This window comes from Rhodoferax sp. EU05-FHT12H12, assembly GCF_058791215.1.
On record NZ_JBYTDI010000001.1, the window covers coordinates 1 to 14973 of the forward strand.

The window sequence follows — 14973 nt, forward strand, 5'->3', positions numbered from 1 at the left end:
GGAGAGATCAGCGCGGCCAGCAGCGAACAAAGCAGCGGCGTGGCGCAAGTGGGTGAAGCGGTGACACAGATGGACCAGGCCACACAGCAGAACGCGGCATTGGTGGAAGAGATGGCAGCGGCCGCCAGCAGCCTGAAGAGCCAGGCCAGCGACCTGGTGCAGGTGGTGGCGGTGTTCAAGCTGGGCAACGAGCCCGCGAGTCACCATGCCGTAGCGCATCTGCCCCCAGCCCAGGTGCGGTCCAGCGCCCCCAAGCTTCCGGCATTCAAGGGGCCGGAGCGCCGGGGTGATGCCCAAGCGGCTGCCCCCGCCAAGCCCGCTGCCGCCAGAGCGCCTGCAGCCAAGCCCAAGGCGCAGCCTGCTGCGGCGGCCCATGCCCCGACCACCGTGGTGCCCAAGACCAGCACCAAGGTTACCCCGGCGGGCGGGGACGACGATTGGGAGACTTTTTAAGCCCGTGGCGGCGGGTCAGGTGGGGCGCTTGAACGGTGAGCGCTGGCCCAGGTCATCCAGGTAGTTGCCAACGCCTTGGCCCTCGCGCTCCAGAAAGCGGGCCACGGCGTCGGCAAAGGCCGGGTGCGCCAGCCAGTGCGTGCTGGTGGTTTTGACCGGCAAGAGTGCCCGCGCCATCTTGTGCTCGCCCTGGGCGCCGCCTTCAAAGCGCTGGTAGCCGTTTGCAATGCACCAGGTCAGCGGCTGGTAGTAGCAGGCCTCGAAGTGCAGGCAGTCCACCGGCTCCAGCGCACCCCAGTAGCGGCCGTAAGCCACGCGGGTCGTTGTTTTAGTGCCATTTAGGCCTCCAGCCCCCGTGGAATATGCGCCAATAGCTATCAAACTGCTAGCAATGGGGTGGCCTTCACGCTCCGCCACAAACAGCAGCCAGTTCTCCGGCATGGTGCGGGCCATCCGCGTGAAGAAGTCACGGTTCAGGTAGGGCGGGTTGCCGTGTTCCAGGTAGGTGCGCTCGTAGCAGCGGTAGAAGAAATCCCAATCGGCCTCTGAAATCGCACGGCCTTGCGCATGGCGGAAACCCACGCCGGCCTCGGCCACCTTGCGCCGCTCCTGGCGTATTTTTTTGCGTTTGTCCTGCGCCAGGCTGGCGAGGAAAGCGTCGAAGTCTTGGAAGTGCGTGGTTTCACCGCCGGGAGGCAGCGATGACACGCCATTGCCGAGCGCAGGGGCCTCATTTTTCCAGTGGAACTGCACGGTGTGGCGCAGCATCAAGCCGGCGTCATTGCTCGCCACGACATCGTCATCGCTGGCAAACAGCGTGTGCAGGGACGAGGCGCCCACTTCCTCGCACCAGTCCACCACGGCCCGCAGCAGCGCGGCCCGCGCGTGCGCATGGCGGGCCAGCAGACGCGCCCCCGGTACCGGCGTGAACGGCACGGCGATCACCGCCTTGGGGTAGTAGGGCACACCATGCTGCTGGTAGGCACTGGCCCAGGCCCAGTCAAACACGTATTCGCCGTAGGAGTGGTGCTTGAGGTAGACCATGCAGGCCGCTTGCAGCACGCCGCTCGCGTGCAGGGTGATGCAGTGTGGCGTCCAGCCCGTGTCGGCGGTGGCGCTACCGCTTTCCTCCATCGCCGCCAGGTAGGCGTGGCGCATGAAGGGGCTGGGCTGGGCCTGCGCGGCCAGCAGGTCGTCCCAAGTGGCAGCGTCCACACCATGCACCGAGGCATGGACCCCAATGACATAATTGACTTCACCCATGGAGCGCACCCTGCGCCATCGCGGCGCCCACTGCGCCGCCCCGAACAACTATTGGCTGGTTCATGACTCTTTCACTGTGCGTGGCACAACTCAATTTCATCGTTGGCGACCTGGACGGTAACGTCAAAAAAATCGTCGATGCAGCGACCCAGGCCTACGCTGACGGCGCGCGCCTGCTGCTGACCCCCGAACTCTCCATTTGCGGCTACGCGGCCGAAGACCTGTTTCTGCGCCCCGCCTTTATCGCCGCTTGCGATGATGCCGTGAAAGCCGTGGCCCAGCAGCTTGCCGGGTTAAAAGGCCTTTGCGTGGTGGTGGGCCACCCCACGGGCGGCGACAGCCGCACGCGCTCGGTGGCGGTGCAGCAGCGCTTGAATGCCGCCAGTGTGCTGCGCGAGGGCCAGGTGGTGGCTACCTATGCCAAGCGCGAGCTGCCCAACTACCAGGTGTTTGACGAACGCCGCTACTTCACGCCCGGCAACGGCGTCTGCGTGTTCACGGCGGGTGAGGGGGCCGACGCCGTGAAGGTGGGACTGTTGATCTGCGAAGACGCCTGGTTTGAAGAACCCGCGCGTTTGGCGAAGGAGGCCGGGGCCGAGCTGCTGGCCGTCATCAACGCCTCGCCCTTCCACGTCGGCAAGGGCTACGAGCGCGAGGCCATGATGGCAAAGCGCTGCCAGGCCACGGGTCGGCCACTGGTCTACGCCCACCTGGTGGGCGGGCAGGACGAGGTGGTGTTTGAGGGGCACTCGTTTGCGCTGAACGCCGATGGTGCGGTGGCCGGCCGTGCCCCCAGTTTCAAGGAAAAACTGTTCTCCGCCCGCGTGGATCGTGCGCCAGTAGCTATAAAAATAGTAGCGTCCGTGGAGCCCGAACGCAGCCCCGAAGCCGATCTGTGGGACGCACTGGTGCTGGGCGTGCGCGACTACATCGGCAAAAACGGCTTCCCCGGGGCGCTGCTGGGCTTGTCCGGCGGCATCGACTCCGCTCTGGTGCTGGCGGTGGCGGTAGATGCGCTGGGTGCCGACAAGGTCCGCGCCGTGATGATGCCTTCGCCCTACACGGCCGACATCAGTTGGATCGACGCCCGCGACATGGCGGCCCGCATGGGGGTGCGCTACGACGAGATTTCCATCGTGCCCGAGTTCGAAGCCTTCAAGGCTTCGCTGGCGTCGCACTTTGTGGGCCGTGCCGAAGACACGACCGAAGAGAACATCCAGGCCCGTATCCGCGGCACGCTGCTCATGGCGCTGTCCAACAAGTTCGGCAGCATTGTGCTGACCACGGGCAACAAGAGCGAGATGGCCACCGGCTACTGCACGTTGTATGGCGACATGGCTGGCGGCTTTGCCGTCATCAAGGACCTGGCCAAGACCACGGTGTTCAAGCTCTGTCGCTGGCGCAATCTGCACGACCCGTACGGCACGGGCACCAGCCCCATTCCCGAACGCATCATTACGCGCCCGCCCAGCGCTGAGCTGCGCCCCGACCAGAAGGACCAGGACAGCCTGCCCCCCTACGAGGTGCTGGATGGCATTCTGGAGCGCTACATGGAAAACGACGAGAGCATCGAATCCATCATCGCTGCCGGGTTTGCGCGGGCCGATGTGGAAAAGGTGACGCGCCTTATCAAGATCAACGAGTACAAACGCCGCCAGGCACCCGTGGGCATTCGCGTCACCCACCGCAGCTTTGGCAAGGATTGGCGTTATCCTATTACCAGTAAATTCCGGGCCTGAGCTGCACAGCCCGCCCGCTCATTCTTTCACCGAGACAAGACCATGAAACAAATCACCGCCGTTGTTAAACCTTTCAAACTCGAAGAAGTGCGTGAAGCCCTGGCCGATTGCGGTGTGACCGGCCTGACCGTGACCGAGGTGAAGGGTTTTGGCCGCCAGAAGGGCCACACCGAGCTCTACCGCGGCGCCGAGTACGTGGTGGACTTTCTGCCCAAGGTAAAGGTGGAAGTGGTCGTGAAGACCGAAGACGTGGACCGCTGCGTGGACGCCATCGTCAAGGCCGCACATACCGGCAAGATCGGCGACGGCAAGATTTTTGTCACCAGCGTGGAGCGCGTGATCCGCATCCGCACGGGAGAGCAGGACGAGTCCGCAGTCTAGCAAGGCCCCCGCGCTCCACCGCTGAGCGGGTCGCGGCCCCCCAAGGGGGCGTGTTCAGCTTGGGGCGGCCCGGCGTTGAATGCTCCGGTTACAGAAAACGCTGGCCCAGCGCGGCCAGCCAGATGCCCGCACACACCAGCAGGCTGATCAACACGGCTGCGCTGCCCATGTCCTTGGCACGCTTGGACAGGTCGTGCCACTCGGGCCCCACGCGGTCGATGGCGGTTTCAATCGCGGTGTTGAGCAACTCCACCACCATCAGCAGCAGCACGCTACCTGCCAGCAGGGCAACCTCCACCCAGTTGCGACCCAGCCAGAAGGCCAGCGGCACCAGTACCAAGGCCGCGATGCACTCTTGGCGAAAGGCCGTCTCGCCCCAGCCGGCGCGCAGGCCCGCCAGCGAGTAGCCGAAGGCATGCCACACGCGATTCAAGCCGGTGCGTTCTTTTTGGGGGTTCGCGGATACGTCCGCGCGTTGGACAGATGGGGGCATGGCGGGGGCCGCTCAGCGGCTCAGAGGCAGGGAGGTGACGAGGCGGGTGCCTGCAAACGCGTCGTGCCAGAACTGGCCTTGGGGATGGAAGCGGCTCAGCAAAGCCCAGACCGCAATCCAGCCGAGCACGATCACGGAGATTTCAGGCACGCTCAGGTGAAAGGGGGCGACGGCAGCCAAGGGCGGCAGAAACCACAGCCAGCTCAACACGTAGCGCCCCAGGGCGCGCAACTGGGTGACGGCTTGCCCGTGGCGATCTACCAGGCGGATATTCCACGTTTTCATGGCCAACGTCTGGCCGTGTGCCCAGAACCAGACAAAGTAAATGCCAAAGATGATGAAGACGAAGGCCTGCAAGGCGTTGCGGTTGTCCAGGGCATGGCGGCTTTGGCTCAGGGTGCTGAATAAGTAGCCAGCCAAAAAGACCACGCCAAACAACAAAATACCTTCGTACAGCCAGCAGGCCAAGCGGCGGCGCAGGCTGGGGGCTTCCAAAGAGGGGATCGGTGAGGACGGGCTTGGCAAGGGTTCGGGGAACGACATGCCTGCGATTGTAGAGAGCGGCCGCCTGGGCTCTCGGCTCAGCCCCCCGTTATTTGGGCTGCACCAAGGGCAACAGGGTGTTGGGGTCAATCGCCTGTTGTGCGGTGAACTTGGCGCGGTCTGTCTCAGGTGACAGGCGGGTCACGGGGACAGGCGTGAGTTTGTTGGCTGGCAGGGGTTTGGTGGAGATGGCTGCACCAGTGGGCTTGGTGGGGGTCTTTTTGGCCAGGCGCTTTTTCTCTTCGGGGCTGAGCGCCTGGTAGGCTTCCCAGTTGGAGGCCCGCTCTGCCGGGGTCACTTTTTTGGTTTCTGCAAAGTTCAGGCGCGCTATTTCCCGCGCGCGCGGCTTCAGCGCTGCCCACTCGGCCATGCGGCTGTGCATTTTGGCCTGCTCTGTGGGGGCCAGCTGGGGGTAGTTATGGGCCAGCGCAATCCATTTGCGTTTGTGGCCGTCATTGAGGGTGCTCCAGGTGGCTTCCAGGGGTTTGAGTGACTGGCGTTGTACGGCACTCAGGTCCTGCCAGCCCAGCGCCATCAGGGGCGTGCTCAGGGGTTTGGGGGGCACAGCCGTGGTCTGAGCGAGCAGCGGCAAGGGCGCGACGCTTGCGAAGAGGCACACGATCACCCCGCATGCCAGTGGCTTCAGGGGGAATGGGCGTGTGTCAATCGGGCGCATGGCAAGTCAATCGGGCTGGGGCGTGGAGTTACTCGGAACGGTTCAGTCGCAGGTACTGCGCGAAGCCGGGGTCCGTGAAGGCGTCGGGGGGCAGGTCGTCGGTGAGCAGCTCCACGTCAACATCGGCAATTTCCTGGGCTCGGAAGTCGTCTTGCACAAAATCGATGGTGACCAGGCCCGCAACCAGCGCCAACAAAGGCAGCCAGGCGCCAAGCAAGCGCCACTTGCCACGCAAGCCGTCACCCATTTGCAGCGCGGCAGAAGACCCCGAGGTCACGACAGCCGACGCCAGCCGTACCTGGGCCTGGCGGCGCTTTTCCAGGGCCAGCATGCGGGCCGCCTTGAGGCGTTCGCTCACGTCATGGGGCAGTTGCTGGGACGCATCATGGAGGCGCGACGTGATGGCGCGGCCCAAGTCATCCTGGCTGGCGATACGGTGGTTGGCGTGGTGTCTGGCTGTCATAGTCGAATTCCCTTGGCCTTGAGGGCTGCGCCCAAGGCATGTACCGCCCGAGAGCAGTGTGTTTTTACACTTCCCTGGGAGCATCCCATGGCGGCGGCCGTCTCCGCAACGTCCATGTCCTCCCAGTAACGCATCAAAAAGGCTTCGCGTTGACGTGCGGGGAGTTCCAAAATCTCGGTTTCAATCGCCCGCAAGGTTTGTGCCCGTTCCAGCTGGCTCTCGGAACTTTCGTTTTGTTCCGGAACGCTCGCAGAATGCAGGGTTTCCAGCAGGTCGAAATCTCCATCTTCACTCGAAGACTCGAAGTCGCCCATGGTCGAAAACAGGGCGTTGTAGGTTTTTTGGCGACGGAACCAGTCCAGGGTGCAGTTCGACAGAATGCGCTGGAACAGCATGGGGAGCTCGTTGATGGGCTTGTGTCCGTAGTGTTCAGCCAGCTTCATCATGCTGTCTTGCACGATGTCCAGCGCCGCCTGCTCATTGCGCACGTGGTAGACCGAGCGTTTGAAGGCCCGCCCTTCGACGCTTTTCAGAAAATCGGACAGCTCTTGTTCGGTAGCCAAGCGGTAGGGGCCTTTGAGTACAGGTTTGCCGCTGCCAACAAGGCGAAGCGCGCCCGGATTATGGCATTCGCCGGTTGCGATTCCAGAAGGCTTTGGGGCAGGTGCCAAAGCAGTGCGATAATGGGCATGCAAATTAAAAGGCAAACGGGTCCTGGTCCGGCGCAATATTCGATGCGTCCATGGCTTGGATCTCAAGTTCCGACGCGACTCCACAAGAGTTTGTGAAGGGGCACCCAAGGTTTTTCGTTAGAGAAATTCACAAAGGTTCATCATGGAAATTACAAAAGCTGAAATCGCTTCGGCATCCTCTGCGTCCAAATCTTCTGTTGCCAGTCCCGTTGCGCCCGAACTGCGTGGTGCCGAGATCTTGGTCAAATCCCTGCAGGCCGAGAACGTCAAGTACATCTGGGGTTACCCAGGTGGCGCGGTTCTGCACATTTACGACGCGTTTTACAAACAAGACACTATCCAGCACGTATTGGTGCGCCATGAGCAGGCGGCGGTGCATGCTGCTGACGGTTATGCCCGTGCCACTGGCGATGTTGGCGTGGCCCTGGTCACCTCCGGTCCCGGTCTGACCAATGCCGTGACCGGCATTGCCACGGCCTATATGGACAGTATTCCGATGGTGATCATCAGTGGGCAAGTCCCCACGCACGCCATTGGCCTGGACGCGTTTCAGGAATGCGACACCGTGGGCATCACCCGCCCCATCGTGAAGCACAACTTCCTGGTCAAGGACGCCAAGGACATGGCCGAGGTCATGAAAAAGGCCTTCCACATTGCGCGCAGCGGCCGCCCCGGCCCGGTGGTGGTGGATATCCCCAAGGATGTGTCCTTCAAGAAGGTTCCTTACCACGGCTACCCCGAAACCGTGGAAATGCGTTCTTACAACCCGGTGCGCAAAGGCCACGGCGGTCAGATCCGCAAGGCCTTGCAACTGCTGCTGGCAGCCAAGCGCCCCTATATCTACACCGGCGGTGGCGTGTTGTTGAGCAATGCCTCCAACGAGTTGCGTACGCTGGTCGACATGCTGGGCTACCCCTGCACCAACACCCTGATGGGCCTGGGCGCCTACCCCGCCAGTTCTTCCCGGTTCCTGGGCATGCTGGGCATGCACGGCACGGTGGAAGCCAATAACGCGATGCAGCACTGCGATGTGTTGCTGGCCGTGGGTGCTCGCTTCGATGACCGCGTGATTGGCAATCCCAAGCACTTCGCGCAGAACGAACGCAAGATCATCCACATCGACATCGACCCATCCAGCATCTCCAAGCGCGTGAAAGTGGATATCCCGATCGTGGGCGACGTGAAAGACGTGCTCAGTGAAATGATCGCCATGATCCGTGAAGGCAGCGTCAAGCCCGATGCGAATGCCCTGGGCGCCTGGTGGGACACGATCGAAGGTTGGCGCAAACGCGACTGCATGAAGTACAGCCTGGGCAATGGCGATGTCATCAAGCCCCAGTACGTGGTGGAAACACTGTGGAACATGACCAAGGACGCGGATACCTACATCACGTCCGACGTGGGCCAGCACCAGATGTGGGCGGCGCAGTACTACAAGTTTGACGAGCCACGCCGCTGGATCAACTCCGGCGGCCTGGGCACCATGGGCGTGGGCATTCCCTATGCCATGGGCATCAAGCTGGCCAAGCCCGACAGCGAAGTGTTCTGTATCACCGGCGAAGGCTCGGTGCAGATGAACATCCAGGAACTGTCGACCTGCCTGCAGTACAACACGCCCATCAAGATTTGCTCCTTGAACAACCGCTATCTGGGCATGGTGCGCCAGTGGCAAGAGGTGGAGTACGAAGGCCGTTACAGCCACAGCTACATGGATGCATTGCCCAATTTCGTCAAGCTGGCGGAGGCCTATGGCCACGTTGGCATGCTGATCGAAAAACCGGGTGATGTGGAGCCCGCGCTGCGCGAAGCCCGCAAGCTCAAGGACCGCACGGTCTTTATGGACTTCCGCACCGACCCCACGGAGAACGTGTTCCCCATGGTGCAGGCCGGCAAAGGCATCACCGAGATGCTGCTGGGTGCGGAGGATCTCTAAGGCGCTTTACAGCCGTTTGATGGCCTAGCCCGCATGGAATATGCGCGAGCAGCTATCATTTTTGAATGAATCTATTGTCTGCCAAGCTGTGTGGTTACCGCCACACGGGGAGGGCAACGAAAAGAGGAATCGGTATCTATGAAACACATCATTGCAGTTTTGCTGGAAAACGAGCCTGGCGCTCTGTCCCGTGTGGTGGGCCTGTTTTCGGCCCGCGGTTACAACATTGAGTCTTTGACCGTGGCACCCACGGAAGATCCAAGCCTGTCGCGCATGACCATCCAGACCACCGGCTCGGACGACGTGATTGAGCAAATCACCAAGCACCTGAACCGTTTGATTGAAGTCGTGAAGGTGGTGGACCTGACCGAGGGAGCCTACATCGAGCGCGAGCTCATGATGGTCAAGGTGCGTGCGGTCGGCAAGGAGCGCGAAGAGATGAAACGTATGGCGGACATCTTCCGTGGTCGCATCATTGATGTCACCGAGAAGAGTTACACGATTGAACTCACAGGCGACCAATCCAAGAACGATGCATTTCTCGAAGCCATCGAGCGTGCGGCGATTTTGGAGACCGTGCGTACGGGCTCCAGCGGCATCGGCCGTGGTGAGAGAATCCTGCGGGTTTGACAGTTCAGTCCGTGCGCGCGTTTCGACAGGCTCAACGCGAACGGACTTCAGAGTGGCGATATGCGGTGACCGTTCGCCCTGAGCCTGTCGAAGGGCACTTTCGCCAACAACCATTCGGAGAGAGAAATGAAAGTTTTTTACGACAAAGATTGTGATTTGAGCCTGATCAAGGGCAAGACCGTGGCCATCATCGGTTACGGCAGCCAAGGCCACGCACACGCCCAGAACCTGAACGACAGCGGCGTGAAGGTTGTGGTCGGTCTGCGCAAGGGCGGCGCTTCCTGGGACAAGGTTGGCAAGGCCGGCTTGAACGTGCTGGAAGTCAACGACGCGGTCAAGGCCGCTGACGTGGTCATGATCCTGTTGCCTGACGAAGACATCGCTTCCGTCTACAAGAACAACGTGGAACCCAACATCAAGCAAGGCGCTTCGTTGGCCTTTGCCCACGGTTTCAACGTGCACTACAACCAAGTCGTGCCCCGTGCCGACTTGGACGTGTGGATGGTCGCTCCCAAGGCCCCTGGCCACACTGTGCGCAACACCTACACCCAAGGTGGCGGTGTGCCTCACCTGGTTGCCGTTCACCAGGACAAGACCGGCAAGGCCCGTGACCTGGCTCTGAGCTACGCCATGGCCAACGGTGGCGGCAAGGCCGGCATCATTGAGACCAACTTCAAGGAAGAAACCGAGACCGACTTGTTCGGCGAGCAGGCCGTGTTGTGCGGTGGTGCGGTTGAGCTGATCAAGATGGGTTACGAAACCCTGGTGGAAGCTGGCTACGCCCCTGAAATGGCCTACTTTGAGTGCTTGCACGAGTTGAAGCTCATCGTCGACCTGATCTACGAAGGTGGCATCGGCAACATGAATTACTCGATCTCGAACAATGCCGAGTACGGCGAGTACGTGACTGGCCCTGAAGTGATCAATGCTGAATCCCGCGTGGCCATGCGCAACGCCTTGAAGCGGATCCAGACCGGCGAATACGCGAAGATGTTCATTCTGGAAGGCCGCACTGGCTACCCCAGCATGACTGCGCGTCGTCGTCTGACTTCCGAGCACTCCATCGAAGTTGTGGGCGCCCAGCTGCGCGCCATGATGCCCTGGATTGCGAAGAACAAGCTGGTGGACCAGACTCGCAACTAATGTTTGCGTGAGATGTGAAAAGGCCACCTCGGTGGCCTTTTCCTTTTATGGGACTTGTGTTTTTTTGCTTGCTTGGGCTGGCTTACACTGGCGTGTGTTGGTGGTGTTGGGCCTTCCTGGGTCAATGGGATCAGGAGCGCCTTGCGCTGATCGAGGAGAAACTATGCATGACGGTTCTGATTTAAAAGACAACGGCACAGAGGGTGTTGTCATTCGCAAGCGGCGCAAGGGCATTTATGTACTGCCCAATTTGTTCACGCTGGCTGCTTTGTTTGGCGGGTTTTATGCCATTGTGATGGCGATGAACGACCGTTACGATTTGGCTGCCGTGGGCATTTTTTGCGCCATGGTGCTGGACAGTCTGGATGGCCGTGTGGCCCGCATGACCAACACGCAAAGTGCGTTTGGCGAACAGATGGACTCCTTGTCCGACATGGTGTCTTTTGGTGCCGCCCCCGCCCTGATTGCGTATGAGTGGGCCTTGCGTGGTTTGGGGCGCTGGGGCTGGTTTGCCGCATTTGTGTACTGCGCATGTGCAGCCTTGCGTTTGGCACGTTTCAACGTCAACACGACCGTGGTGGACAAGCGCTACTTTCAGGGGCTGCCTTCACCAGCGGCAGCAGCGCTGGTGGCCGGGTTTATTTGGCTGATGACCGAATCTGGCGTTAAGGGCACCGAAACCTTGTGGGGCATCTCCATTCCATGGCTGACCTTTGCGCTGGCGCTGTACGCAGGGCTCACCATGGTGACCAATGTGCCTTTCTATAGCTTCAAGGACGTCAGCATGAAGAAGAGCGTGCCTTTTGCGGTGATCGTGTTGATTGCCCTGGGCATTGCCGTCATCAACATTGATCCGCCCACCGTGATGTTTGGCGTGTTTGTGGTGTACGGACTGAGCGGCTATGTGGTCTACGCCGTGCGTCGGGCTCGTGGTGTGCGCACCAGCGTGATCAGCACTTCGACTGACGAACCCGAAGAGCGCGGCTTGCACATGTAATTGGAAGAACAAGGAGACTGGGTATGGCAGACAAACTGATCATTTTTGACACCACTTTGCGCGATGGAGAGCAGTCTCCCGGCGCCTCTATGACCCGTGATGAAAAGCTGCGTATTGCGCGCCAGCTGGAGCGTCTGAAGGTGGACGTGATCGAGGCCGGTTTTGCGGCCAGCTCAAACGGGGATTTTGAGGCGGTGCAGTTGATCGCGAACACCATCAAGGATTCGACCATCTGCTCCCTGTCGCGAGCCAATGACCGTGACATTTCCCGTGCTGCGGAGGCACTCAAGGGAGCCAACAGCGCGCGTATCCATACCTTCATTGCAACGTCACCCCTGCATATGGAGAAGAAGCTGCGCATGACACCCGACCAGGTGTTTGAGCAGGCCAAGCAGTCGGTGCGTTTTGCCCGCAATCTGGTGGCGGACGTAGAGTTCAGTCCTGAGGACGGCTATCGCAGCGACGTGGACTTTTTGTGCCGCGTGTTGGAAGTTGTCATTGCGGAGGGCGCCACCACCATCAACGTACCCGACACCGTGGGCTACGCCATTCCCGAGCTGTATGGCAATTTCATCAAAACGCTGCGTGAACGCATTCCAAATTCTGACAAGGCTATTTGGTCAGTGCACTGCCACAACGATTTGGGCATGGCCGTGGCCAATTCGTTGGCTGGCGTGAAGATTGGCGGTGCGCGCCAGGTGGAGTGCACCATCAACGGCCTGGGGGAGCGTGCAGGCAATTGCAGCCTCGAGGAAATTGTGATGGCGGTGAAGACACGCCGCGACTACTTTGGCCTGGACCTGGGAATCGATGCGACACATATCCTTGCTGCCAGCCGCATGGTCAGCCAGACCACAGGGTTCGTCGTGCAACCCAACAAAGCGGTGGTGGGAGCGAATGCATTTGCCCATGCCTCAGGCATTCACCAGGATGGCGTGCTCAAGGCGCGCGACACCTACGAAATCATGCGCGCCGAGGATGTGGGCTGGACTGCCAACAAAATCGTGCTGGGCAAGCTCAGTGGTCGCAATGCCTTCAAGCAACGCCTGCAGGAGTTGGGGGTGCAGTTGGAGAGTGAGGCCGAAATCAATGCGGCTTTTGCCCGCTTCAAGGAGCTGGCAGATCGCAAGAGCGACATCTTTGACGAGGACATCCTCGCGCTGGTCAGTGACGATAGTGTGACCCCGGACAAGGAGCAGTACAGCTTTGTGTCCCTGTCGCAGCACAGCGAAACGGGCGAACGCCCGCATGCTGCGGTGGTGTTCACGGTGGCCGGCAAGGAGGTGAAGAGTGACTCGGACGGCAACGGCCCGGTCGATGCATCCCTGAAGGCCATTGAGGCCCATGTGCAGAGTGGGGCGGAGATGGTGCTGTACTCGGTGAATGCCATCAGCGGCTCCACGGAGAGCCAGGGAGAGGTGACCGTGCGTCTGCAAAACAGTGGCCGTGTTGTCAATGGTGTGGGTTCGGACCCAGACATCGTGGTGGCCTCGGCCAAGGCGTATTTGAGTGCCTTGAACAAGCTGCAAAGCAAGTCAGACCGGGTCGCGGCCCAAGGATGAAGGCCTGATTCAAAATATTCTTGAGGTTTGCCCTGCAAGTTGTTGATCTAACATAAGTTTTCTGTTTAAACTGTGTCCATAACTGTTGGGTGTGTAGGGAAATCCTGGTTTCCCTGCTTCTGGAAGGACTTATGTTGAAACGCGGACTTATGCAGCTTTGTGTCGGTGGCTTGGTGGCTGCTTGCATGTTTTTGCCCCAAGATGGGTCGGCCGCCCAGCGCAAAAAGACGAGTGCCAGCCAAACCGTTGCCAAAAAATCCTTGGCAAAAAAAGCAACAGTCAAAAAAACTGCACGTCCCAAGATCATTCGCAAAGTGGTAGCTGCAGCGCCGGCTCGTCCGTCCTACGGGCAGTTGGCTGGTTTGCATGGCATGCAGGACGAGCTGGATCTCCGGTCCAGCGTGGCATTGGTGGTGGACCAGGACACCAACGAGGTCTTGTTCAGCAAGAACGAATCGGCCGTGTTGCCGATTGCCTCCATTACCAAGTTGATGACTGGTGTGTTGATCAGTGAAGCCCAGTTGCCCATGGATGAAGTGATCACCATCACGCAGGCAGACGTGGATATGGAGAAGGGCAGTTCCTCGCGGCTGCGCGTGGGCACTGAACTGAGCCGTGGAGAACTTCTGCATTTGGCGCTGATGGCGAGTGAGAACCGTGCCGCCCATGCCTTGGGTCGTACGTTTCCCGGTGGCTTGCAGCTATTCGTCAACCAGATGAACATCAAGGCCAAATTGATGGGCATGCAAGACACCCGCTATGTAGAACCCACCGGCCTGTCTAGCAAAAACCAGTCCAGTGCCAAAGATTTGGCCACCCTGGTCAACTACGCCCACAGTGACCCGGTTTTGCGTGAACTCTCCACGTCCACCGGTTACCAGGTAGCGGTTGGCAACCGCACATTGCAGTACAACAACACCAACCGCTTGGTCAAAAATCCTTCGTGGGACATTGGTTTGCAAAAAACCGGTTACATCACCGAAGCGGGTCAGTGCCTGGTTATGCAGGCCAAGGTGGCTGGGCGCAAGCTCATCATGGTGTTTTTGGATTCGGCAGGCAAACTCAGCCGAATCGGTGATGCAGAGCGAGTGCGCAAGTGGGTGGAGTCCAACCATACCCCTGCGGTACGCGCGGCGCCCTTGGCGAGCCGCGAACACGCACGCCGGGGTTAAGCAAAGTCTTGCCGTTTGGGCGCCGACTTGGCGCCTGGCCTTACTTTTTGTGGCCGCGGTACCCCAGCGTTTCTGATATCTGGCGGGCTGTGTCCTGCAGTTTAGGCAGCCAGTCCTCTTCCAGTCGGCCGGATGGAGCGGAAATTGACAGGCCTGCAACCAGCTTGGCCTGGTCGTCATAAATGCCGGCTGCCATGCAACGCACACCCAACTCCAACTCCTCGTTGTCGCTGGCCTGGCCATATTGGCGTACCTTCGAGAGCTCGCGCTCCAGCGTGTCCAGATCGGTAATACTGTTTTTGGTGTGGCCTTGCAGGCCTGTACGCGTCGCGTAGGCACGTGTGCGCTGGGGGTCATCTGCAGCCAGAAACAGCTTGCCCACCGAGGTCAGGTGCAGTGGTGCCCGGCCACCGATGGCTCGTACCACCTGCATGCCTGAGCGCTCGCTGTAGGCGCGCTCGACATAAATGATTTCATCCCCTTGGCGCATGCTCAAATTCACCGGTTGCTGGGTCAATTTGTGCAACTCGCGCATGGGGATCAGGGCGGCATCACGGACATTCAAGCGTGCCTTGACCAAATTGCCCAACTCCAGCAAACGCATCCCAAGCCGGTAGCTGCCTGACTGTGGGCGGTCCACAAAGCGCCCAGCCACCAAGTCATTGAGAATTCGGTGCGTGGTCGATGGGTGCAAACCCGCCTTCTCGCTGATTTCCTTCAGGGGAATGGCGTCCTCGCGTGAGGCCAGCACATCAATCAGAGTGAACATCCGTTCAATCACTTGCACCGTGGGGGTATTGGGCGGGTCGAGGTCTTTTTTTGTCATAGTCGGT

The 14973-nt window shown here is 60.2% G+C and carries 15 protein-coding genes and 1 pseudogene; 9 read left to right on the forward strand and 7 right to left on the reverse strand.

Annotated elements, in window-relative coordinates:
• Positions 1 to 453: pseudogene (locus tag AC3WS7_RS00005) on the forward strand (methyl-accepting chemotaxis protein); the annotation flags it as partial.
• A gap of 15 nt (positions 454 to 468) precedes the next feature.
• Here the strand turns inward: AC3WS7_RS00005 and AC3WS7_RS00010 are convergent.
• Positions 469 to 1716 (reverse strand): GNAT family N-acetyltransferase, encoded by a 1248-nt coding sequence (locus tag AC3WS7_RS00010; protein ID WP_492654939.1) that lies wholly within the window; start codon positions 1714 to 1716, stop codon positions 469 to 471.
• Between the two features lie 62 nt (positions 1717 to 1778).
• Here AC3WS7_RS00010 and AC3WS7_RS00015 point away from each other — a divergent pair, with 62 nt between their 5' ends.
• Both AC3WS7_RS00015 and AC3WS7_RS00020 read left to right on the forward strand, forming a co-directional pair.
• The gene (locus AC3WS7_RS00015) at positions 1779 to 3455 is read left to right on the forward strand and encodes an NAD+ synthase (protein ID WP_492654940.1); all 1677 of its coding nucleotides are present in this window, start codon (positions 1779 to 1781) and stop codon (positions 3453 to 3455) included.
• Between the two features lie 42 nt (positions 3456 to 3497).
• Complete coding sequence (locus AC3WS7_RS00020; RefSeq protein ID WP_094478505.1) at positions 3498 to 3836, forward strand: P-II family nitrogen regulator; 339 nt, start codon at positions 3498 to 3500, stop codon at positions 3834 to 3836.
• An 88-nt stretch (positions 3837 to 3924) separates the two neighbouring features.
• Here the strand turns inward: AC3WS7_RS00020 and AC3WS7_RS00025 are convergent, their stop codons facing one another.
• The 5 genes from AC3WS7_RS00025 to AC3WS7_RS00045 all read right to left on the reverse strand — a co-directional run bounded on the left by AC3WS7_RS00025 (position 3925) and on the right by AC3WS7_RS00045 (position 6574).
• The gene (locus AC3WS7_RS00025) at positions 3925 to 4329 is read right to left on the reverse strand and encodes a diacylglycerol kinase (protein WP_296471294.1); all 405 of its coding nucleotides are present in this window, start codon (positions 4327 to 4329) and stop codon (positions 3925 to 3927) included.
• A 12-nt stretch (positions 4330 to 4341) separates the two neighbouring features.
• Entirely contained in the window at positions 4342 to 4872 is a 531-nt protein-coding gene (locus tag AC3WS7_RS00030; RefSeq protein ID WP_492654941.1) for an RDD family protein, read from the reverse strand.
• Positions 4873 to 4921: 49 nt separating this feature from the next.
• Positions 4922 to 5464, reverse strand: coding sequence for a DUF3106 domain-containing protein (locus tag AC3WS7_RS00035; protein WP_296471288.1), 543 nt, complete (start codon positions 5462 to 5464; stop codon positions 4922 to 4924).
• 112 nt (positions 5465 to 5576) lie between these two features.
• Positions 5577 to 6011: a DUF3619 family protein gene (locus AC3WS7_RS00040; protein WP_296471285.1), complete on the reverse strand. Its 435-nt coding sequence runs from the start codon at positions 6009 to 6011 to the stop codon at positions 5577 to 5579.
• On the reverse strand, positions 6008 to 6574 hold the full coding sequence (locus AC3WS7_RS00045; RefSeq protein WP_296471333.1) for an RNA polymerase sigma factor: 567 nt from the start codon (positions 6572 to 6574) through the stop codon (positions 6008 to 6010). Before AC3WS7_RS00045 ends, AC3WS7_RS00040 begins: the two co-directional genes overlap by 4 nt.
• Before the next feature lie 271 nt (positions 6575 to 6845).
• On the opposite strand from AC3WS7_RS00045, the gene AC3WS7_RS00050 reads away from it, so the two are divergent.
• The 6 genes from AC3WS7_RS00050 to AC3WS7_RS00075 all read left to right on the forward strand — a co-directional run bounded on the left by AC3WS7_RS00050 (position 6846) and on the right by AC3WS7_RS00075 (position 14140).
• On the forward strand, positions 6846 to 8636 hold the full coding sequence (locus AC3WS7_RS00050) for an acetolactate synthase 3 catalytic subunit (protein WP_296471282.1): 1791 nt from the start codon (positions 6846 to 6848) through the stop codon (positions 8634 to 8636).
• A gap of 138 nt (positions 8637 to 8774) precedes the next feature.
• Positions 8775 to 9266 (forward strand): acetolactate synthase small subunit, encoded by a 492-nt coding sequence (ilvN, locus tag AC3WS7_RS00055; RefSeq protein ID WP_294768691.1) that lies wholly within the window; start codon positions 8775 to 8777, stop codon positions 9264 to 9266.
• An 84-nt stretch (positions 9267 to 9350) separates the two neighbouring features.
• Positions 9351 to 10409, forward strand: coding sequence for a ketol-acid reductoisomerase (gene ilvC / locus AC3WS7_RS00060; protein ID WP_296471330.1), 1059 nt, complete (start codon positions 9351 to 9353; stop codon positions 10407 to 10409).
• A 163-nt stretch (positions 10410 to 10572) separates the two neighbouring features.
• Positions 10573 to 11406 carry a CDP-diacylglycerol--serine O-phosphatidyltransferase gene (gene pssA, locus AC3WS7_RS00065; protein WP_296471278.1) on the forward strand — a complete coding sequence of 278 codons (834 nt, stop codon included), beginning with the start codon at positions 10573 to 10575 and terminating at the stop codon, positions 11404 to 11406.
• A gap of 23 nt (positions 11407 to 11429) precedes the next feature.
• The gene (locus tag AC3WS7_RS00070; protein ID WP_296471276.1) at positions 11430 to 12968 is read left to right on the forward strand and encodes a 2-isopropylmalate synthase; all 1539 of its coding nucleotides are present in this window, start codon (positions 11430 to 11432) and stop codon (positions 12966 to 12968) included.
• A gap of 185 nt (positions 12969 to 13153) precedes the next feature.
• On the forward strand, positions 13154 to 14140 hold the full coding sequence (locus tag AC3WS7_RS00075; protein WP_296471274.1) for a serine hydrolase: 987 nt from the start codon (positions 13154 to 13156) through the stop codon (positions 14138 to 14140).
• 40 nt (positions 14141 to 14180) lie between these two features.
• On the opposite strand, the gene AC3WS7_RS00080 is transcribed toward AC3WS7_RS00075, so the two are convergent.
• Positions 14181 to 14966 carry an IclR family transcriptional regulator gene (locus tag AC3WS7_RS00080; protein ID WP_296471272.1) on the reverse strand — a complete coding sequence of 262 codons (786 nt, stop codon included), beginning with the start codon at positions 14964 to 14966 and terminating at the stop codon, positions 14181 to 14183.
• Positions 14967 to 14973 lie beyond the last annotated feature (7 nt).